Here is a 21170-nt window from a genome sequence, read left to right as displayed (position 1 = left end):
TGAGTTGAGACGTTATGTTCCAGTTTCCTATAAAATGAAACTATTAAATTTTACCAGATTTACTGAACTGGGTGTGTCAAACGTGAAGATTCAATTTGAACATCTTCTGGATTGCCTTTAGTGCCTGGTTTCATAACCACTTCACCGGTCGTAATCGCACCAACAGGACAAACTAAGTTACATAGGTGACAACCGACACATTTGCTAGTGTCAATGGATGGACGACGTGTCTTAATATCCCAAGTAATCGCCTGGTGAGCACCATCGAAACAAGAAATATAACAACGACCACAACCAATACATTTATCCCAATCAATCTTCGGATAAACTTTGTAATCACGATCCAAATCTTCGGCAGGGACAATGTTTTTATTGGCAACACCAATCAATTCACTTAGATGTTCAACGTGCTGATCTTCCATGTAATGCATCAAACCGTTCTTCATATCTTCAACGATTCGATAGCCATATTGCATAACCGAAGTGGTCACTTGTAAGGTTGTTGCGCCCATCAGGATGAATTCAGCCGCATCTTGCCAGGTTTCAATCCCACCAATTCCAGAGATTGGTAATTGTTCCAAACCAGCGGCCGTTCTCAATTGTTGTAGGAAACGAAGTGCAATTGGTTTAACAGCCTTCCCTGAAAATCCGGAGATTGAAGACTTACCATTCACAATTGGCAAACCAACTTTGCGATCCAAATCAATGTTGGCCACAGATTTAACCGTGTTAATCGTGGCAATCCCGTCAGCACCACCGGCCATGCTGGCCTTGGCAGCAGGAACCATGTCCGTGATATTAGGCGTCATTTTAGCCATCATTGGCAGATCTGAGCCACGTTTAACCGCTGCACAGTACTTTTTAACCAGTTCAGGGTTAGTCCCAACATCGGAACCCATTTCGTGAGAGGTCATTTGAGGACACGACAGATTCATTTCGATCATGTCCGCCCCAGCTTCAGTTACCAGCTGAGCCAGTGTTTCCCAGTCCTCTTCGTTTGTCCCCATGATGGAGGCAATGACGACCTTGTTCGGGTAGTCATCCTTCAAATGACGTAAATCGTGAAGGTTTTCCTCCAACGAATGCTCAGCGATTTGTTCCATGTTTTTGAATCCAACGAAGGGCGTTCCTTCTTTTGTCAGTTCATCAAACCGCGGTGAGACTTCATTGATTTTAAAGTGTTTCGGACCAATTGTTTTGAAAACAACCCCGCCCCAGCCTTCGTCAAAAGCCTTAGCACACATTTCATAACAGTTGTCGACAGGTGAAGAAGACAGGAGGAATGGGTTCTCAAAATGAACCCCTAAAAATTCCACTGACAGATCTTTGCTAATCATTATTTGTTACCCCCTAATAATGCCTGATCAATTTCTTCAGCAACTTCTTTACCTTTACGAACGGCCCAAACGACGGTCTTGTCACCTTGGGCAATATCACCAGTAAAGAACACTTTTTCGTCATCAGTCTTGTAACCGGAATGCTGAACTTCGCCATGATCGGTATCTACACCAAGGTTGTCTGTGTTAACTTGTTGACCAACGGCTAGAATAATCAAGTCGGTCTTAATGGTCATTTCACTGTCTAAATGACGATGCTTAAAGGTGACGGTATTACCATCCACGTCAGTTGGAACGTAACCATCAACAATGGTGACACCAGCCTTCTGAGTTGCATCAAGTTCTTTCTTAGAAGCCTTGAATTCATCAAATTCTTCATAAACGAGGTCAGTGACGTTCTTAACATCCAACCGCTTTAAAGTCGTCGCAACATCCATCGCAACGTCCCCACCACCGACAACAACTGCACTGGCAGGAATGTTGTCTATGTCACCCTTGGCTTCCTTAACACGTGCTAAGAAATCAACGGCAGTTTCAACGTATGGATTGCCTTCAAACATTGGTAACATCTTCGCTTCACTAGCACCTACGGCAACAACAACAGCGTCGTGATCAGCCTTTAAATCAGCCATCGTGACATCTTTACCAATAGTGACGCTGTACTTGATTTCTGCGCCCAGATTGACGATCCGGTTGATTTCAACATCGACAATTTCATCTGGTAAACGATATTCAGGAATACCATAACGAAGGTAACCGCCGGCCTTCTCATTCTTTTCATAAATGTCGACTGCATAACCTTTTTGAAGTAGCGTTGCCGCCGTTTGTAACCCAGCAGGGCCACTGCCGACGATAGCAATGCTCAATCCATTTGAATCACCTTTGCGAAGAATGTCCATTTTTTCTTGTTCTTCGTAGTCAGTCACGAAGCGTTGAATGCCACCAATATCAATTGGGCAGTCAATCCCAGTTCGCGAACAAGCAAGTTCACAATACTTTTCAGTTGGACAAACGCGAGCACAAATCGCACCCATAGCGTTATTTTCACGAATCGTTTCCGCAGCACCCTTCAGATTTCTGAAACGAACACTACGGATGAAACGTGCTGGATCAGTTCCGGCAGGACATGCTTTAGAACATGGCGCATCGTGACAAAGTAAGCACCGCGCAGCTTCTTCCATCACCGTTGTCATTGTGTAACTAGGTGCTTCCTTTTCGTATTTTGTACTCATAAGATGTAACCCTCGCTTATTTGTTATTTAAACGTTCACATGGTTCATGTGTTTACGTCTTTGAGGTTAGCATCGGCACTAATAACCAGCAAAAATCCCAGTATAAACTAAGGATTCATCACGGTTAGAGCCTTCTTTTTATACGCTTACGTATATAAGAAAAGTAAGGTTTAGCAGGTTTCCTAACACGCATTAGTAACCATTAACTGTTATCAGTTGCTTTATAAACACTGCTGTTACTAGCTTTGTTCGTGTTCATCGACAAAATCACGATTGGATTAAACGAAATTTAATCGGCTAATATCTCTTTTTACCTACTATTTTTATATATTTTTGGAATAAAATATTAGTTTTATTTTCATGCGTATAAGAGAGCTACATTATCTAGCATTGAAAATGGCATTACTCGAAAATACAAAAAGGTCACAGAGACAACTAGCCAATTCGCCCAGTTGTCTCTGTGACCTAATTCATATATTAAACCATTAGATCATCTCGCCAATTACTTTAAGTGAGTTGCTGACGGTATTATTTTACAAACATTGGGATAGGTTGTTGTGTTTTAACATCGAACAATCCTTTATCTGAAATTTTAATCGCTGGTGAAACCAACAACGATAGCGTTGAAAATGACATAATTTCATTACTGTTTTGATATCCCAGCTGTCGCATTGCTTGACGGACGGTAGCCAATTTCTCTCCCAATTCGTCTATTGGTTCACTGCTTATAATGCCACCAATCGGTAACGGTGTGTTGGCAGTAATTAGACCGTTTTCCGCAACAACATAGCCACCGTGGTCATCGACAAGTTGTTGATGAACCGCCAACATTGAAGAAATATCCGTCCCCATAATCATCAAGTTGTGATGATCATGAGCCCATGTTGCCCCTATAGCACCATGTCCTTTAACGCCATTTTCGACAAAGCCAAATGCCAGTTCACCATGACCCGAATAACGATTTTGAACCATCAACAGAGATAAATTATGTTCTTGCCATAGCACTTGCCCATTAACGACTGGCAATGAAACTTGGCCACGCTTAGTAAAAGTGCCAGTAGCACTAATTTGGACCGTGTTAACCGCCACCTCGTCACGTTGCATAGCTGTTTTGATTAACAAATCTGATTCTGTTAATACTGGCACGTGAACGGAATCTGTAATCGTCGAGTCAAATGACGATCCTTCATTTGTATCAGGAGCAGCAATATCCGCCACTGCGTTGCCATGCAAAAATACATCCTCAATAACAAAGTTATCTACGTCACTAAGAACAACAAAGTCTGCTATCCGACCTGGCGCAATGGCGCCACGATCCCAAAGTCCCATCCGACGAGCTGGTGTATAAGTGGCCAAATAAATTGCCTCTTCTGGCGCCATACCAAATTTAATTGTTTGCTCAACCAGCCTGTTAAGGTGTCCACTGCGCAAATCGTCAGCCATCACGTCATCCGTTACCAGTGCAACATGTTCATAAAATTGATGTTCAATAATTGTTTTCACTATCTCTGCAGATAATGACTTTTGTTGAATTTCAATGAACATGCCGTTAGTTATCTTTTCAATTAAGGATGAAGGCGTCTGGAAAGTATGATCGGATGTAATGCCACTATTAATAAAATCAGCCAAATCCTTGCCACTCACTTTGGGCGCATGGCCTTCCAAAGGCATTGTCGGTCTGATATTGCGACAGTCCTTAATAATTTTCCGGATCAGAGACTGAGGCTGTGATGTAATCCCTTTAAAGTTCATGGCCTCGCCCAAGCAGATAATTTTAGGATCGTTTAATAATGTGGCAACCTCGTCCTGTCCAATAATGCCACCAGTTGTTTCCATTGCCGGCGTTGTGGATGGCACTGAAGAAGGAATGGCATAAAAAACTGAAATGCATGAGGGTTGGCGCATGAATTCTGGCAGGCCATTAATGCCAGCAACGTTGGCAATTTCGTGGGCATCTGCAATTACTGTTGTCGTGCCAAACTTAACGGCAGCACGACCAAAGTTTGTGGGAGTAGCCATTGAGCTCTCAATATGCATATGAGCGTCAACCAATCCCGGAATGATTGAAAAGCCTTTTAGATCAATCGTCCGCTCCGCTAGAATATCAGGTAAATTCGCGCCAATCCAATAAAAGTTGCCATCTTTAACGGTGACATCAACATTGTTAAAGGTCTTTGTATAACTGTTGTATACTCGGGCATTTTTAATCAGCAAATCAACGTTTGTCATAATGTCTCCTAACTTTATTGTTTATTCATCAATTGATTCCAACGTGTAATCCATTGGGCCAAATGACGATTAACATACGCAAAGTTGAGGCTTTCAGCCCGCTTAGCAACTGTGCCAACCGTTTTATTTTCTGCGTCTTTACTGCTTAATTGAACAGCCTTATTAACCGGCGCGTTATTTAATGACTGCGGACTGGCAACCTTTTTTTGAACCGTTGCACTTAAACGGGCATCAATGTACCGATAATCTTTTTCGGTATTATGACTACTCTTCAAAATTGAAACCGTATCATAGTTAGCTAATGTTCCCGACGCCGGCACGACATATTTTAATTGTGGGTTTGCCTTTTGAACCATATTGACAGCGTAATCACCGACAACTGCCGCATCAATTTCTCCCGTTTTAAACATATTAGCAATGTCAGAGGATTGTGAATATGTTTTAGTCACATTAGGTTTCAACTGTGACAACGCCTTGAATGCTGCTTGACCATTATCTTTTTCAACAGCCGTACCAGCATGCTCGCCAGCAAGATAAATCATCGCGGGTCCAAATGTCGTCGTAATATCCGGAATGGCCAGTTTATCTTTCAGTTTTGATGACCATAGTTGTTTCCATGAGTTAATCGAAATTTTTTTAGGATTATACATGATACCAACACTGTTCAACGTGTACGGCACACTGTTGGTTTCTTTTGCCAATTTTTGTTGAGCAGGTGTAAGCCGTTTGAAATTCTTTAGCTTACTGAAATCCAATTTCTTAAATAAGTGTTTTTGGTTCCCTGACAACGCGTTATTTTGTGATAATTCAACCACATCTACGCCACTGTTGGGATTGTGTTCTAATTGTGTCATTCTGGCGTTACTGTCACCGAATTGGGTGCGCATCGTTACATGATTTTCCTTCGCAAACGGCGCCAACACGTCGCTATTCATCTGCTTTGTGGCCAATCCAAACGTTGAAACGGTCATCGACTCATCTGCTTTCGCCGTTGCATCCAAAAAGCCAACCGTCAATCCACCGAGTAACAACGAAATGGTTATTCTTTTCAATAATTCCTTATGGTGTGTCATCAAATTCTCCTATTCTGCCAATGCAATGAGTTTGTCGGACGGTAATGTCAGTCGTACTGCGTCTCCTAATTGATGCGTAGCCCCTTCTGAATCCACCTTGATTTGGCCTAAATGGTCTGTCGCTACAACATAGCGATATGCGCGGCCAAGATATGTTTTGTCGCAAATAATGCCGTTAAGACTGTTCTGTTGAGTATCCATACTGGTATCGAGACGAATGTTCTCAGGTCGAATGCAAAGACAAACCGCTGGTTTAGTTGTCTTCTCGGCCATGTAAAGGTGCATTTCACCGCTTAAATACTCATCTGAATTCACCTGCCGTGTTACGTTGAAGAAATTTTCAAATCCGATGAACTTTGCTACAAACTTTGTCGCTGGGTGAGCATAGACGGTTTGTGCCGACGCAATTTGCTCAATATGACCACCATTCATCACAATGACACGGTCAGAAATTGCAAAGCTTTCTTCTTGGTCATGCGTAACGAAAAGTGCAGTTATTCCTAATTTTTGCTGTAGTCGGCGAATTTCTTCTCGTAGGGACAGACGCAATGCCCTGTCTAAATTGCTAAGTGGTTCATCCAGTAACAGTAACGTCGGGTTAACAACTAAGGCTCTCGCTAGTGAAACACGTTGTTGCTGACCACCGGAAAGTGCGTGTGGGCGATGATTAGCTAAATCCGTTAGCTCTGTTAGAGACAATATCTCGGCAACACGTTTGCGAATAGCTGTTTTGCCAATACCGCGTTGCTTTAAACCGAATGCGACGTTTTCAAACACACTCAAATGAGGAAATAAAGCGTAGTTTTGGAAGACCATGCTCATATTACGTTTGAAAACGGGGACCGAGTCAATTGACTGCTCATCAATCGCAACATTCCCACTTGTCTGACGCTGCAGTCCTGCAATGATTCTTAATGTAGTCGTTTTCCCACATCCGCTTGGGCCAAGAATCGAAACTAGTTCGCCCGCATTAACTGAAAAATTGATATCTGTCAGCACTTTTTTACCATCCTCATACGACATTGATAAGTGCTTAACTTGCATTGCCTGCATTATTTATTTCTGTCCTTTCTGATTCAGATGTTCGTTAACACGTGTTAAGCCATTCGTCCGCTCCATCAGCCACATCATGAGACCTGTCAACAACATTAAAATTACTGACACTGCTGAAACGGTTGGATCATAGTTATTTTGCAAATAATTCAAAATAGCAGTTGGTAGCATTGTTAACGATGGGCCGTTCAAAAATAGCGTAATGGGAATGTTATTGAATGAATTAATAAAGCACATGATGAAAATAGCGAGGAGCGTGCCTGAAATATTCGGAATCACTATTCTGAAAAAAGTTTTTATTTTCGATGCTCCGCTTAACCAGCTGGCTTCTTCTATAGTCTGATCAAACAGCAATAACCTAGCCGTTAGCATTCTAATTACATATGGCACGCTGAGTAAAAAGTGCCCTGTGATAAGAACTGGCATTAGCGGCAGCTTGATTCCAATAACTAAACTTTGAAATAGTGCAAAGCCGATAACTATCTCTGGAATCAAGGTCGGGGACAGAAAAATTGTCTGAAACCAGTTAGCATGAGGAATACCACGGCGCGTTAATGCATAAACCGCTGGCGTTCCAACCACAATTGCTAAGAAACTGGCAGTAACAGCGACTGCAAAACTTGTTTTGAAACCTGTCACAAAGTCAGGTTGTGACAATATGTTGGCGTACCATTTCAAAGTGAAACCCTTTATCGGAAAAGTAATAGCTGCCTGTGAACCAAATGAAGTGACAACAACTAAAACTAACGGAAGCAACAGTAGTAGCAACATCAAGTAACCATATAACGTCAATAACCAGTGTTTTTTCTGTCTCAAACTTCGTTACCTCCCGAAATCCGCTTAGTAATGACTTTTGTTATTGATAGACTTGCTAAGGCAATCAATATCAGTGTCAATGCCACAATACTTGCGGCCCGCCAATCCCCCAGTGTCATGGATTGCTGATATAACAACGTCGACAAAACTAAACTACTGTTACCGCCTAGTAATTGTGGCGTCGTATAGGCTGTCATTGCGCCGGCAAAAACTAAGATACTGCCAGTCAGTAGGCTGGTCGTTAACTGCGGCAAGGTGATTTTGAAAAACCGTGTTAAAGGACCTGCACCTGACATTGCGGCCGCCTCATCAATTGATTGATCCAGTGATACGATTGGGTCAATCAGCATCGTCACCATGACAGGGAAAAACAAATAAATGAGTCCAATCACAATAGCTGTATTCGTATATAAAATGCGAACTGGTTGGTGGACAATATGCAGATCCATTAACAATGTATTGACTAGCCCGTTACGTCCAAGGATTAGAATCCAAGCGAAGTTTCTAACGACCGCATTAGTGAGCATTGGAAACAAAATAACAAGCGACAGTAATTTACGAACTTTCATTCTTTGGTGAGCAATCCAAAACGCAAATGGGAATGCTAAAACTAGCAAGCCTAAAGTGGTTACAAATGCAATGCCAATCGTTCTGAAAATAATTTGCTGGTTGTATGTAGCCTTTAAAAATGAAAAATATGTTTCATTACTTTTTACTCCGAAAATCACTGGTAACACCAACTGAACAACTGGAAAAATCAAAAACAACATAATTCCAACCAAACTCGGCAGTAACAGTGCCACAATGATTCGTCTATCCTTCACGATGTAAAACCTTCCTCAAAAAATTGATGAAGTCATCTTATCATCAGTAAACGAACAATGTTAGAACGAAAACGATCCATTGAACGTGTTTTATGCCCAGTCATAAAAAATTTATTGTACTGGAATTCCGCTAACTCACACTCGATTTAATAGAGCATCATCTGATCTGGTCGTTTTTAATAAAAATATTTAATTGGTTTTACAAATATGTTTGCTAACCTGCCAGCCGTTTGAGCAACAATTATTAAACTTTTCATTGACACGTCATGAAAAATAAATTAGTATTCTAATCAATCTTTAATTCAAGGAAGCTTACTAATGATGACAACAACAACTGTCAAAACTACATATGCGTTTTATTTTTGGTTTTTTGGAAATTCATCCAATTAGCCATTATTTAACGTGGCCATGCGGATGGATAAAACATCTGCGTGTATGGTCATCAGTTGTTTATTGATGATTTAAGCCCCCAGGTGTTTAACGACACGCTGGGGGCTTTTCTTGTTTTCAATTCAATTATCACTGCCATCGAGCCAAAGTTTAGAAAGGATATTTTATATGCAAACACAACAACGAGATCTTGCACAACGTTTAAACACCCAGCTACTAGCTATCAAGCCAGATATGATCCACAGCTTTGACCACGAAGTTAGCGACATCCCCAACATCATCAAACTAACGTTAGGCGAACCGGACTTTAATGTCCCTGAGCACGTCAAACAGGCGGCCATTAAGAGCATTGAGGACAATGATTCCCATTACGCGCCAGTTCCTGGGACCGCAAAGTTACGCGAAGCTGCTGCACATTTTTTAGCAGATCGTTATGGGATTCAGTATGATCCGCAAACAGAAATTGTCGCTACCGTTGGCGCAACTGAGGCTATTTCTGACACACTCCGGGCCGTCACAAATCCCGGCGATAAAGTGTTGCTTCCAGGGCCAACCTTTCCCTTATACGAGCCAATTATTAAACTCAACGGTGCCGAAGTCGTCCCCATCAACACAGAACCTAACCAATTTGTCCTCACACCCCAGCAACTACAAGCCGCTATCAATGAATATGGTGATGACATCAAGGCTATCATGCTAAACTTTCCGTCTAACCCAACGGGCGTCACCTATACTGCCAATCAAATCGAAGCCTTAGCGGATGTGCTTCGTGACACCAACATCATTGTGATTTCCGATGAAATTTATTCTGAATTGACATATGGTCAACCTCACGTTTCATTTGCACACTACCTGCCGGAACAAACATTAGTCTTAAACGGTGTGTCAAAATCACATGCCATGACAGGATACCGTGTTGGTATTCTCGCAGGCCCGGCAGCTTTAATTAGCAGAATCAATTTAATGCATGCCTTTACGGTAACGTCAGCCTCTAATCCGGCTATGGCAGCAGCTGCTGAAGCATTGGGAACAGAACAGGGCCGTCATGACACCGAGAACATGAAGGCGGAATACAAACAGCGCCGTGATTTCGTCTATAACACCATGACAAAACTCGGCTTCATTATCCCTAAACCGGCAGGCGCATTCTATATCTTCGCGAAAATTCCCGAACGTTTGCACATGACTGATTATGATTTTTGCCTTTCGTTAGCTCAAACCAGTCAAGTGGCTGTCATTCCAGGAGCAGCGTTTGGACCCGGCGGCGAAGGCTACCTACGCCTTAGTTACGCTGCCTCAATGGCAAACCTAAAAACGGCTATGGCCCGCCTCACAACTTACATGAAAACTCACTAAACCCTAAGGATTAAACGGAGGTCACTCACATGACAAAAATCATTATGTATTCAGTCCGACCAGATGAAATGGCAGCTATCAAGGATCACGCGAAACGTGAACACCTCGAAATTCTCACAACGACGGATGCCTTATCTGCGTCAACTGTTGACCAGGCTAACGGTTTTGACGGGATTGTTATCCAACAACGCAATCGCATTGACGATGATCGCGTCTACCAACAATTAGCTGACATGGGGCTTAAACAACTGACGTCCCGAACAGCCGGTGTTGACATGATTAACGTGGCAGCGGCCCATAAGGCCGGATTACTCGTTACCAACGTTCCTGCTTACTCACCACGCAGTGTTGCCGAACACGCCCTCATGCAAATTTTCCGTGTATTACGGAAAGCGCCATTGGTTGATGCTCAGGTCCGCGAAAATAACTACTCTTGGGCTAATTTACAGGCTAAAGAAATTCACTCAGCTACCATCGGCATTATTGGCGCTGGACGAATTGGCGGTACTTTAGCTAAACTACTGCACGCTCTTGGTGCAACTATTTTAGCTTATGATGTGGTTGAACGTGAAGCGTTAAAGCCGCTCGTGACCTACGTTGATAAACAAACCCTATTGGCAAAATCCGATGTCGTCAGTTTGCACGTCGACCTGAATCCAACTTCGGAAGGATTGATCGCCGCAAACGATTTTTCCCTTATGAAACCAACAGCAGGCATTGTAAATGCTAGTCGCGGTCCAGTCATCAATACGAATGACTTAATAACCCCTCTTGAAAACCACCAACTTGCGTTTGCCATGCTCGATACAGTAACCGGTGAGGAAAAGATCTTTAATGCCGATCATCGACAAGATGGGCTCGGCTCACAACCTAACATTGCCAAGCTGCACGCCATGAATAACGTGATCATCACGCCGCACATCGCCTTTTTCACTAATATTGCAGTCCAAAACATGGTTGATATCTCATTGAACGATGTTCAGGACATTCTTGCTGGTCGACCAACGGAACACAGCGTCGAATAATCAACCCAACCATTAACTAAGGAGCCTGCCGATGAAAATACCTGAAGAAACATCCCCTGCACTATCAGCAACCGGACTAATGACCACCATCAAACGTGAAGTGGCCCAATTCAAACCATTTATTCTCGCCATTTTAAACGGCACTAGTCTGGGAATCATCATTGCCCTTATTCCGGCAGCATTAACCTCCCAAATCATCCCATTGTTTGGAACAAACGGCCTGACCCGTAACCTGTTAATGATGGTCACTGTCATTCAAAGCCTGTTGCCCATCATTGCAGCCCTCGCTGTTGGCCACGCCTTTAAATTTGATGTTCTTGATACTGCTGCACTTGGCTTTGCCACATTTGTATCTGCCGGCGTCCTTAAGCCCACAAAAACTGGCCTGGCAATAGCTGGTACTGGTGCTATTCTTAACGTTTTGCTTGTACTAACCGTTACAGCAAGTTTTATTTTTGTCATTCATAAACGTTTGGGGCAACTACGCTTAATCCTGGAACCAACTTTAGTCGTCCTTATCTGTGGCTCAATTGGCCTGCTCACCTTGCCTGCTATGATTGGCATTCAAACAGCCATCGGGCAGGTGGTTGCCACGGCCACAACACTGACGCCAATAATGATGGGTGCCATGTTGGGCATGATTTTTGCACTTCTCATTGTGTCTCCTCTATCGTCCGTTGGCATTGCAACGGCCATTAGTTTGACCGGCATCGGTTCTGGGGCAGCTAACGCTGGCATTATCGTAACCAGCTTCGCTTTAGCAGCCATGGGGGCGTCCGTAAATTCGTTTGGTGGCACAATTGCTCATTTTGTGGGTTCACCAAAAATTCAGATGGCTAATATGCTAGCGCATCCGGTGATGTTCATTCCAATCCTGCTGGGTTCTGGTATCATGGGGGCCTTTGCGGCTATACTGGGCGTCGGTGGAACTGCGTTTTCCGCTGGCTTTGGGCTCTCCGGATTAATTGGATCCTTGACTGCATTGCAAACTACCGCTGGCACAAATGTCGGCCTTCGCGTGCTACTGGCATTCATTATTCTGCCAACTATCTTGGCCTTAGTCTTAAAAGTGATCTTCGTAAATCGATTGCATTTGGTCAAACCGGATTACCTGAAATTACCACTCTGATAATGACTTGAACTGTGACACAAGACCGATTTGAGAACGAGTATTAACGTAAAGCTGACCTATTACAGAACTTTGGGAATGGATCAGCTTTACGTTAAGCGGAATTCTCAGGACTTTGGGGTGCGATATTGCTCATATTATTCGTCCCCAATAAACTTATGTCACAACCTCTTCATAATATGATTTCGCCTATTCACTACCCTAATGCATCTCTTTGACCATGAAACGATCCGTTAAAATTTTAACAACCTTTGTGACTGGCATTGCGTAGTTATGTTTGACCCACCAATGTAACACCATAAATGTTCCGCCTGAATAATAAGCAAGCTCGTAGTCCTTTAGATAATTTTCACCGTAATAATCATGGACAAACTTGGTAAAATAGGCCGTCTGTTTGTTTAAAATTGGGCCATCTAATCCAGCATGCAACAAATTCTTCATGATCATTGGATGCTGGACAAAGTAAGTTAAATAAACAGTCAATAAATCCGCCAAATTTTCATGTTTATGATCCGTGACATCCTGCATAAATTGCGCATATTCTCGTTGAATAAAACTATCTAAAATCATATCTTTACTCGTGTAGTTACGATAGAACGCTGCCCGTGAAACGCCCGCCGCATCAGTAATCTGGGTGATCGATAAATCGTTATACTGGTGCTGACTCATCAGTTCAAATAATGCGGTTTCTACCTGTTGTTGTGTACGTAAACTTTTTTTATTCATTAACACCACTTAACTTTCTATATTGAAAAATGTAACCGCTGTCATTATACTAAAGATAGTTACAAATGTAACGATTATTATATCGATAACTGATTATTTCATTTTAAGAAAGGGTGGCATTTATGTACTATTCAAACGGAAATTACGAAGCATTTGCACGTCCAAAGAAGCCTGCCAACGTTGACCAAAAATCGGCTTATATCGTTGGTTCCGGACTAGCCGCACTGGCAGCAGCATCGTTCTTAGTTCGTGATGGTCAAATGCCTGGCGACCATATTCACGTATTAGAGGAGTTGGCCCTCCCTGGTGGCAGTATGGATGGTATTTGGAATGAACAACGTGGCTACATCATTCGTGGTGGCCGTGAAATGGAGCCTCACTTTGAAACATTGTGGGACTTATTCCGTTCTATTCCTTCTTTAGAGACTAAAGACGCTTCGGTACTTGATGAATTTTACTGGCTAAATAAAGAAGATCCCAGTTACTCAAAGGCTCGTGTCATCGAGAACCGTGGACACCGTTTAGCAAATGACGGTCAACTCACCCTTTCTCAAAAAGCAATTAAAGAATTGATTGACCTTGCGCTCACTCCTGAAGAAAAACTGCAGGATAAACGAATTGATGAAGTCTTTAGTGATGACTTCTTTAATTCCAACTTCTGGCTCTATTGGTCAACGATGTTTGCGTTTGAAAAGTGGGCCAGTGCGCTAGAAATGCGTCGGTATGTACTCCGCTTCGTTCATCATGTCGACTCCTTATCCACACTTTCCTCATTGCGATTCACGAAGTACAACCAATACGAATCACTGATTTTGCCACTAGTTAGCTATTTAACAAATCATGGCGTTCACTTCCAATACAATACCGTTGTGAACAACATTTTAGTTAACCGCGTCGGCAACGATAAGGTTGCGACAAAGATTGAAATGACAGTTGATGGCAAACCACAAAATCAGCAATTGACTGAAAATGACCTTGTTTTTGTAACCAACGGATCCATCACTGAGAGCACAACCTATGGTGATAACACGCACCCTGCGCCAAAGGAACATGAGCTCGGTGCTAGCTGGCAATTATGGAAAAACTTGGCTGCCCAAGATCCTGATTTCGGTCATCCAGAAAAGTTCTGTGAAAACATTCCCGCGGCAAACTGGACAATGTCTGCTACGCTAACCTTTAAAGATGATAAAATCGTTCCGTTTATTGAACATGTTAGCCAAAAGGATCCTCACAGTGGTTCCATTGTGACAAGCGGACCAGTCACCATCAAAGATTCCAACTGGATTCTGGGGTATTCAATCAGTCGTCAACCACACTTTAAAAAACAAAAGGACAACGAATTAATCGTTTGGATCTACGGTTTGATTTCAGGCAAACCGGGAAACTACGTCGACAAGAACATGGAAGACTGTAACGGGATCGAGCTGTGTGAGGAATGGCTTTACCACATGGGTGTTCCTGATGACCAAATCGTGGACATCGCCACAAACTCTTGCAATACCGTGCCAACACACATGCCTTACATCACCACTTACTTCATGCCACGTGCACTGGGTGACCGTCCACTTGTTGTGCATAAGCATTCCAAAAACCTTGCCTTTATCGGCAATTATGCTGAAACGCCTCGTGACACTGTCTTTACTACTGAATATTCCGTAAGAACCGCCATGGAGGCCGTTTACACATTGCTAAATGTCGATCGTGGTGTTCCAGAGGTATTTGGCTCTGCATTCGATGCCCGTGTACTCATGAATGCTTTGTATTATCTAAACGACAAGAAAGCATTAGCAGAAATGGACTTGCCATGGAGTCAAAAGGTAATCGCCAAGGAAGCTGTCAAAAAGGTTAAGGGCACCTATATTGAAGAATTAATGAAAGATGCTAAATTACTGTAAGCTCTTATCAATAACAAAATTTTAACCAGATGACTCGTTTCACGTGAAACGAGTCATCTTTTTTAATCTACCTTTTTCGTTTATTAGTGTATAAATGCTAAATTCCACAATGAATGTTCGTATTTTTAAAGATGATCTCACTGCTCGATGATGAAAGTTCGGGTTTCACAGAATCGAAATACAATACATATATTTCCGAACTTTTCAAGCCTGAATCCCGCCGATTATTCGTGATAGTATGTATAAAGATTAGTTTTCTTTTTCACATTTATAATCGGAGGTTTTCTTATGCAGCAACACCGCACATTCCGAATTAGTTTAGGTTGGCAAATTGGCATTGGGTTAGTTCTAGGAATTGTCCTTGGCGCACTTTTTTATCATTCAAAACCAGCCATTACCGCATTTACTAATATTGGAGCAATGTTTATTGGTCTAATTCAAATGATTGTTCTGCCAATTGTGATTTCCTGTCTTACAGTCGGCATCGCCAATATGGGTGATATTCGCAAACTTGGTCGTATTGGTGGTAAGACATTACTTTACTTCGCCAGCATGACAACTTTAGCAATCATTTTAGGTCTAATTATTGGTAACATTACTCGAACTGGCAGTCTTATCAACATTCATGACCTACCTAAAACGGATATCTCCCAGTACGTCAAAACCGCAAAACACGCTTCTGAAGGCGGTATTTGGGCGACTGTACTTAACATTATCCCCACTAATTTCTTTGCGGCTTTAAGTGAAGGCAACATGATGCCGGTAATTTTCTTCTCCGTATTTTTTGGATTAGGCACGGCTGCAATCGGCGAACCTGGCAAGATCATCGTCGATTTTCTCAATGCCGTGGCCGCCGTTATGTTTAAAGTTACAAACTGGATTATGCATCTCGCACCAATCGGCGTTTGTGCCCTAATTGGTGCCACCGTCGCACAAATGGGATTAACTGCGTTGGCTCCGCTCGGATTGTTCATCTTAGTCACTTATCTGACCATGATATTCTTTGTCATTGTTGTGATGGGGCTAGTTGCTAAGGGATTCGGGATCAACTTGTTCGAGTTGCTCAAAGTGATTAAAAACGAGATTATCCTTGCCTTCACCACGGCTAGTTCCGAATCGGCCCTTCCGAAGACAATGGACAAGCTCGAACACTATGGTGTCAGCAAGGGCATTGTCGCTTTTGTTGTCCCAACCGGTTATACCTTTAACTTAGACGGTTCTGCCATCTACCAATCCTTAGCGGCATTATTTCTCGCTCAGGCCTACCATATCAACTTGTCGATTGGCCAACAAATCACCCTGTTAGTGGTTCTAATGATAACTAGCAAGGGAATGGCGGGTGTGCCTGGAGCTTCATTCGTCGTGCTACTGGCGACAATCTCAACCATTGGTGTCCCCGTGGCTGGGCTAACATTCATTGCAGGAATTGACCGAATTGTCGACATGGGTCGTACAGCCGTAAACGTGGTCGGAAATTCTTTGGCAACTGTTGTAATTAGTAAGTCTGAAAAGGAATTCGACAGCGAAAAGCATATCGACTATATGGCTAAAATTTCGAATTAACGCTGAAAATGCATTATAGATGTTAAAAACGTTAGGTTACGTGCTGACTAAAAGCGCATAATCTAACGTTTTTTGTTGTGTTTTTTTAACCATTTTTAATGCTTCATAAGATTGGTGACATTCCCTTTAAAGTAGCGATGTAAGCGGTTAAAGTTCAAGTTGAGAACGTTTTACTATCTAAAAATAATTTTTCGTGTTAATACTTACGTACTAAATTGTTTCTTGACTAAATTTATCGTGTATAATACCTGTTATTAGTTTCGAAACTAGCAACATCATGTCGTTTATACGCATTTTTTCTTAATTATGCGTTAGAAAGGTACAGGTACAGATTTCTATGCATCGTCACAACTTTAATCCTCAAGTAACTCATAAAGTTCATTTCAAAATGTTCAAATCAAAACATGGCTGGTTAGTTGCCGGTGTGACGATGCTATCGTTTGCTACTGCTAACCTTACCGGCATGAGTCAAGCCAGTGCAGACACCACATCAGCACCAAATAATAATCAGCAAATTACTGAAGTCGTTTCAAACACTAGAAAAAGTGCGACATCCTCTTCAGATATCGCCTCACAAGCAACGTCGTCTACGAGTGAAAATTCACAAAATAGTGCGGCGTCTATTAGTTCACAATCAAACGACTTAAACGTAGCTAATCATTCACTCGCAAACACCAGTACTGAAAATAATCAGTTAAGTAAGACTCAAGCAGTTAATGAAATCACGCTTAATAGTCAGGCCGCTTCTGCAGGCACTCAAGCAAATAGCTCAGCGGTGGCTCACAGTACTTCTGCGGATGTCACCACGGCCAAGGCAACAAGCGAATCTGCAGTTGACACGCCCAGTGCTGAAAGTATGCCCTCTTCAGCCCCAACACAACAGCCATCGTCGGCTGCGAACGCTTCACAAACAACTAGCCGAGCAATGAACTTGGAGTTTGTCAGTGAAGATCCCAAATCCTCGGACGAAACTGCTAACAATGTCACTGTCACTTTTCAAAATGTAGACGGCTCAACGAAACAGGACACCATCACTAAAGGTGGCACCGCTGACGATATGGCGGACCCCATCATGAATGTTCCAAATGATGGTCGTGGCGGTACTGAACAGTTTGACGGCTGGTTCTACAAAACTTCTGATGGCATCAGTGGAACTAAATTCGACTTTTCGCAACCCGTATTTAACAATGCCACGATTGTCCCCAAGTTTACGCGATTATTTAATGTCAAATTCAACTATCCAAGAAATAACGGAACGGATACTGAAGGCACTGATGCAACCGAAACAGCAGCGGAAAACACGACTATTTCAGCACCAACAAAAGTCCCAGTTGCCAGCAACGGACAACGTTTTGTCTACTGGTACGATGCAAATACTGATGCAAATAAAATCCATCTTGCGAAAAAAGAAGCACCGGACGCATATGTGTTCGGTGTCGACAAAGTTACCCATGATTTTGAATTGAATGGTTATTTCGCTGATGTTCACACCGTAACTTTTCATACAGATGGTGCACCCGTTGATCCACAGTTAGTCCCAACCGGATATTTAGCTAAGCAACCAACTGTCAGCCGTCCCGGCTACAAATTCATCGGTTGGACAACTAAGAGCACCGGGGTTAACAGTTCAAACTACACTCAAGCTGGCAATGCCTTCGACTTTTCAACGATCATCAATAACGATACCGACTTATACGGCGTCTGGGATCCGCAAGAAGTTCATTACAACATTGTGTACTGGATTGAAAAGCTCGACCAAAATGGGCAGCCATATGCCACCCCTGACGACAAAACAACGTACGATGTCATTGGCAAAGTACAAGCTGATGCTACGGCACTGACGGACTCAAAGGTCACCTTAACTGACTACGAACGAAACGAACATTTCAATCAATTAAAAGCAAAGAGTGATCCAACGGCCGCCATTAATTTTGCAACTTTTTACCCAGTTAGCTCGGCCAATAAGTTTGCCCATATTGACCAAAACGTTCAGATCCTTGGTAACGGTCAAACCAATATCAATGTTTACTATGCCTTGAACTCTTATACGTTTAACTTTGATTTTGGCGATGATTATTACACTTTGAATAATTCATATCGGCCTGACTATTATATATACACCGATAATTTATCAGTTCAGCAAGCCGATAAAAATTCCGATGGAACGTACTCGATTGCCATAAAGTATGGACAAAATCTCTCCTCAATTTGGCCCATCATAACCGGATCTGGAAAATATTTTATTGATGACAATCATTATTACAATACCCGTTTTTCCGGCTGGAGCGGGGGAGCTGACAATGTATTATGGGTAACTAAGCGTGTTGCATTAACTCAAGACATGCTGACTAAAGCAACGTCCGGAGATGGTGCCATCGTTACCATGACTCCTAATTTTTTAACCACAGGCAGCTACAATCAATCTGAAACGCATTATTATTTAGAGTCACTCGTTCAGCATCAAACGTCAACTAACGTTTTTCTTAATAATAAATTCTACAATCTGCTATCAGATTATGAAGATAATTTTATTATTTCTAAGCCGACAAATGGAACTAAATCTACGCTTAGCTACAAACAGATTCCGGGAGTTGTTGCTGAAGAAGTATCTGTTGATGGCATTCGTAACAGTAAGGGCATCGAAGTTTTCAATATGTACTATGATCGTCAACGCTACACACTTTCTTTTGATGAGCAGACACCTATTGCATCGCCTACTTCAAGAGATTACGTATTTGGCTCCAACATCTCCTCTGCCAACTTCCCAACACCTTCACGCGCTGGCTATGTCTTCGATGGCTGGTATGTTGATGCCAATGGGACACAACCGTTTACCCAAAATGGGCAACCAGAATTTTCAACAATGCCCGCTCGTAATGTCACGTTATTCGCCAAATGGACTGAGTCAACTTATCACATCCACTACTACGCCGATTACAATGACATGGTTAATGGTAAAGAGCTAACTGGTTTGGCACAAGCTTACGCCCAAAATGACGAAGCAAAGACGCCAGCAACCTATAACGCAAGCACAATTGATCCTGACCGTGGTCGCTTTTTAAACTGGAACTACATGGTTGGTAGCTCTGCTGTTGCTCTTAAAAATGGACTTTTAATTACCCGTGATTACAACGTTTTCGGGTCCTATGACGCTGTGCATTTCAATATTGCTTATCAAGTCGGTAGCGACCATAAATCTCCAGTTTCTGACAACAGTAAATATGGCTTAGGGACTACCATCCGTTTGGCAGATGAACCAGCTAATTGGTCTGCAAACTCTGACGAGGTCTTTCTCGGATGGTCATACACGGATCAAGATGGCAAAAAGCACAACTACCTACCTGGCGACTTCGTCAAAATCGACCATAACTTAGTTAATGTCAGTGCTGCCTCTGCCGATCAAACGTTAACCTTCACCGAACGGTACGCAACCAAAGAATCAACCATCAGCGTCACCTTTGTACCAAACGATCCAGACAATCAAAGTATTCCTAACCAAGTTATTTCGGCCGAAAAGAACAGCACCGTTCGTGCCTTAACACAAAGTTCACTCAATGTTTTCAACTTGCCATTACTCGGCTGGAGCACTTCTGAAACAACAACTGCGACGACTACGCCAAGCCTTAATGACATTGCCACTGGCGCTAATAACGTCACATTATATGGACATTGGCTCAAAGTTACCCTCAGTGGTTCGAAAGTCTACGACGGTAAAACGACCGATGATAATCAACTTGATACTCAATATACTGTGACTTTAAACGACGTCAGTGGTACTACAACCACACTGATGAATAGTGGTTCCTTAACATCAGCAGACTTCACCCGCACAGCAGGTAAAGATGTTGGGACTTATGTGTTGTCACTAAATCAGTTAGGCTTGGATGCCCTCAGACAAGCAAACCCAACGTACGACTTTAGTAATGTTAATCTGAGTGAACTTCCAACTGGCATTTTCACTATTATGCCTAAAAAGGTGCGCGTTACACCGAAACCGGGTTCAAAAGTTTATGGTCAACCTGACCCTAGTGATATCTTCAACGTTAATACACCTGAGGCACTGAACGGTGACCCTAACATTGGCATCGTAATTGGTGATGACAATATTTATCAGGTCAAACGAACCTCAAGCGCCGATGGCAAAGATAGCGTTGGCACTTACACAATATCTGTATCTGCTGCAGAAAATCCTAATCCAAATTACATCTTGGTGCCTGGTGATTCTGCGACATTTACGATTACACCACGACCAATTCTGATCACAGCAAACAACACCACGAAAGTATATGGAAATGATGATCCAACATTTTCAGCAACAGGGAGTGCAATTGGCGGCAACCCGGTATCTGGTCTTGTAAACAATGATCAATTAAGTTACACCGTTTCACGTGAAACAACGCATAATTAATTTATTAACACGAATGCTGTTATACCAGCATTCCCAATACACGTAATTTGTCAAAAGTTCATAAAATCTGTGTCAGGTGTGCCAAAACTGTGCCACTATATGGCGCATTATCCA

General features: G+C 42.5%; 14 protein-coding genes. 6 read left to right on the top strand and 8 right to left on the bottom strand.

From position 1 onward, the window contains the following. Positions 1-59 precede the first annotated feature (59 nt). From preA to GB993_RS00835, 7 genes are all read right to left on the bottom strand, one after another. A complete protein-coding gene (gene preA / locus GB993_RS00865) occupies positions 60-1337 on the bottom strand; it encodes an NAD-dependent dihydropyrimidine dehydrogenase subunit PreA (protein ID WP_017262461.1) in 1278 nt (425 codons plus the stop codon). Next, entirely contained in the window at positions 1337-2569 is a 1233-nt protein-coding gene (locus GB993_RS00860; RefSeq protein WP_161002697.1) for an FAD-dependent oxidoreductase, read from the bottom strand. Before GB993_RS00860 ends, preA begins: the two co-directional genes overlap by 1 nt. Positions 2570-3097: 528 nt before the next feature. Then, complete coding sequence (locus tag GB993_RS00855; RefSeq protein WP_161002696.1) at positions 3098-4798, bottom strand: adenine deaminase C-terminal domain-containing protein; 1701 nt, start codon at positions 4796-4798, stop codon at positions 3098-3100. Positions 4799-4812: 14 nt separating this feature from the next. Continuing rightward, entirely contained in the window at positions 4813-5871 is a 1059-nt protein-coding gene (locus GB993_RS00850; protein WP_161002695.1) for an ABC transporter substrate-binding protein, read from the bottom strand. A gap of 9 nt (positions 5872-5880) precedes the next feature. Further along, positions 5881-6924, bottom strand: coding sequence for an ABC transporter ATP-binding protein (locus tag GB993_RS00845; RefSeq protein ID WP_161002694.1), 1044 nt, complete (start codon positions 6922-6924; stop codon positions 5881-5883). A 3-nt stretch (positions 6925-6927) separates the two neighbouring features. Further along, on the bottom strand, positions 6928-7740 hold the full coding sequence (locus tag GB993_RS00840; RefSeq protein WP_161002693.1) for an ABC transporter permease: 813 nt from the start codon (positions 7738-7740) through the stop codon (positions 6928-6930). Beyond that, on the bottom strand, positions 7737-8564 hold the full coding sequence (locus tag GB993_RS00835) for an ABC transporter permease subunit (protein ID WP_161002692.1): 828 nt from the start codon (positions 8562-8564) through the stop codon (positions 7737-7739). The genes GB993_RS00840 and GB993_RS00835 overlap by 4 nt, the downstream gene beginning before the upstream one ends. 558 nt (positions 8565-9122) lie before the next feature. Here GB993_RS00835 and GB993_RS00830 point away from each other — a divergent pair. From GB993_RS00830 to GB993_RS00820, 3 genes are read left to right on the top strand one after another with little or no spacing between them, the layout of a single operon-like run. After that, positions 9123-10310 carry an aminotransferase class I/II-fold pyridoxal phosphate-dependent enzyme gene (locus GB993_RS00830; protein WP_161002691.1) on the top strand — a complete coding sequence of 396 codons (1188 nt, stop codon included), beginning with the start codon at positions 9123-9125 and terminating at the stop codon, positions 10308-10310. 29 nt (positions 10311-10339) lie between these two features. Next, entirely contained in the window at positions 10340-11335 is a 996-nt protein-coding gene (locus tag GB993_RS00825) for an NAD(P)-dependent oxidoreductase (RefSeq protein ID WP_161002690.1), read from the top strand. Between the two features lie 31 nt (positions 11336-11366). Next, positions 11367-12464 (top strand): PTS sugar transporter subunit IIC, encoded by a 1098-nt coding sequence (locus GB993_RS00820; protein ID WP_238331556.1) that lies wholly within the window; start codon positions 11367-11369, stop codon positions 12462-12464. Positions 12465-12665: 201 nt separating this feature from the next. Here GB993_RS00820 and GB993_RS00815 read toward each other — a convergent pair whose 3' ends face one another. Next, positions 12666-13190 (bottom strand): TetR/AcrR family transcriptional regulator, encoded by a 525-nt coding sequence (locus tag GB993_RS00815; RefSeq protein ID WP_161002689.1) that lies wholly within the window; start codon positions 13188-13190, stop codon positions 12666-12668. Between the two features lie 122 nt (positions 13191-13312). Between GB993_RS00815 and GB993_RS00810 the strand changes: the two genes are divergently transcribed. The 3 genes from GB993_RS00810 (at position 13313) to GB993_RS00800 (ending at position 21056) form a co-directional block, all read left to right on the top strand. Continuing rightward, entirely contained in the window at positions 13313-15085 is a 1773-nt protein-coding gene (locus tag GB993_RS00810; RefSeq protein ID WP_161002688.1) for an oleate hydratase, read from the top strand. Between the two features lie 288 nt (positions 15086-15373). Continuing rightward, on the top strand, positions 15374-16648 hold the full coding sequence (locus GB993_RS00805; protein WP_161002687.1) for a dicarboxylate/amino acid:cation symporter: 1275 nt from the start codon (positions 15374-15376) through the stop codon (positions 16646-16648). A gap of 337 nt (positions 16649-16985) precedes the next feature. Next, the gene (locus GB993_RS00800; protein WP_284142822.1) at positions 16986-21056 is read left to right on the top strand and encodes an InlB B-repeat-containing protein; all 4071 of its coding nucleotides are present in this window, start codon (positions 16986-16988) and stop codon (positions 21054-21056) included. Positions 21057-21170: the final 114 nt, after the last annotated feature.

This window comes from Furfurilactobacillus milii (assembly GCF_009864005.1).
In the GTDB taxonomy this organism is placed as follows: domain Bacteria; phylum Bacillota; class Bacilli; order Lactobacillales; family Lactobacillaceae; genus Furfurilactobacillus; species Furfurilactobacillus rossiae_B.
This window is presented reverse-complemented; position numbering and strand designations above follow the sequence as displayed.

What these genes read in the sequence shown, in the direction of transcription:
- preA (WP_017262461.1), bottom strand. Translation starts at nt 1,337, where the DNA reads ATGATTAGCAAAGATCTGTCAGTGGAATTTTTAGGGGTTCATTTTGAG.
- GB993_RS00860 (WP_161002697.1), bottom strand. Translation starts at nt 2,569, where the DNA reads ATGAGTACAAAATACGAAAAGGAAGCACCTAGTTACACAATGACAACG.
- GB993_RS00855 (WP_161002696.1), bottom strand. Translation starts at nt 4,798, where the DNA reads ATGACAAACGTTGATTTGCTGATTAAAAATGCCCGAGTATACAACAGT.
- GB993_RS00850 (WP_161002695.1), bottom strand. Translation starts at nt 5,871, where the DNA reads ATGACACACCATAAGGAATTATTGAAAAGAATAACCATTTCGTTGTTA.
- GB993_RS00845 (WP_161002694.1), bottom strand. Translation starts at nt 6,924, where the DNA reads ATGCAGGCAATGCAAGTTAAGCACTTATCAATGTCGTATGAGGATGGT.
- GB993_RS00830 (WP_161002691.1), top strand. Translation starts at nt 9,123, where the DNA reads ATGCAAACACAACAACGAGATCTTGCACAACGTTTAAACACCCAGCTA.
- GB993_RS00825 (WP_161002690.1), top strand. Translation starts at nt 10,340, where the DNA reads ATGACAAAAATCATTATGTATTCAGTCCGACCAGATGAAATGGCAGCT.
- GB993_RS00820 (WP_238331556.1), top strand. Translation starts at nt 11,367, where the DNA reads ATGAAAATACCTGAAGAAACATCCCCTGCACTATCAGCAACCGGACTA.
- GB993_RS00815 (WP_161002689.1), bottom strand. Translation starts at nt 13,190, where the DNA reads ATGAATAAAAAAAGTTTACGTACACAACAACAGGTAGAAACCGCATTA.
- GB993_RS00810 (WP_161002688.1), top strand. Translation starts at nt 13,313, where the DNA reads ATGTACTATTCAAACGGAAATTACGAAGCATTTGCACGTCCAAAGAAG.
- GB993_RS00805 (WP_161002687.1), top strand. Translation starts at nt 15,374, where the DNA reads ATGCAGCAACACCGCACATTCCGAATTAGTTTAGGTTGGCAAATTGGC.
- GB993_RS00800 (WP_284142822.1), top strand. Translation starts at nt 16,986, where the DNA reads ATGCATCGTCACAACTTTAATCCTCAAGTAACTCATAAAGTTCATTTC.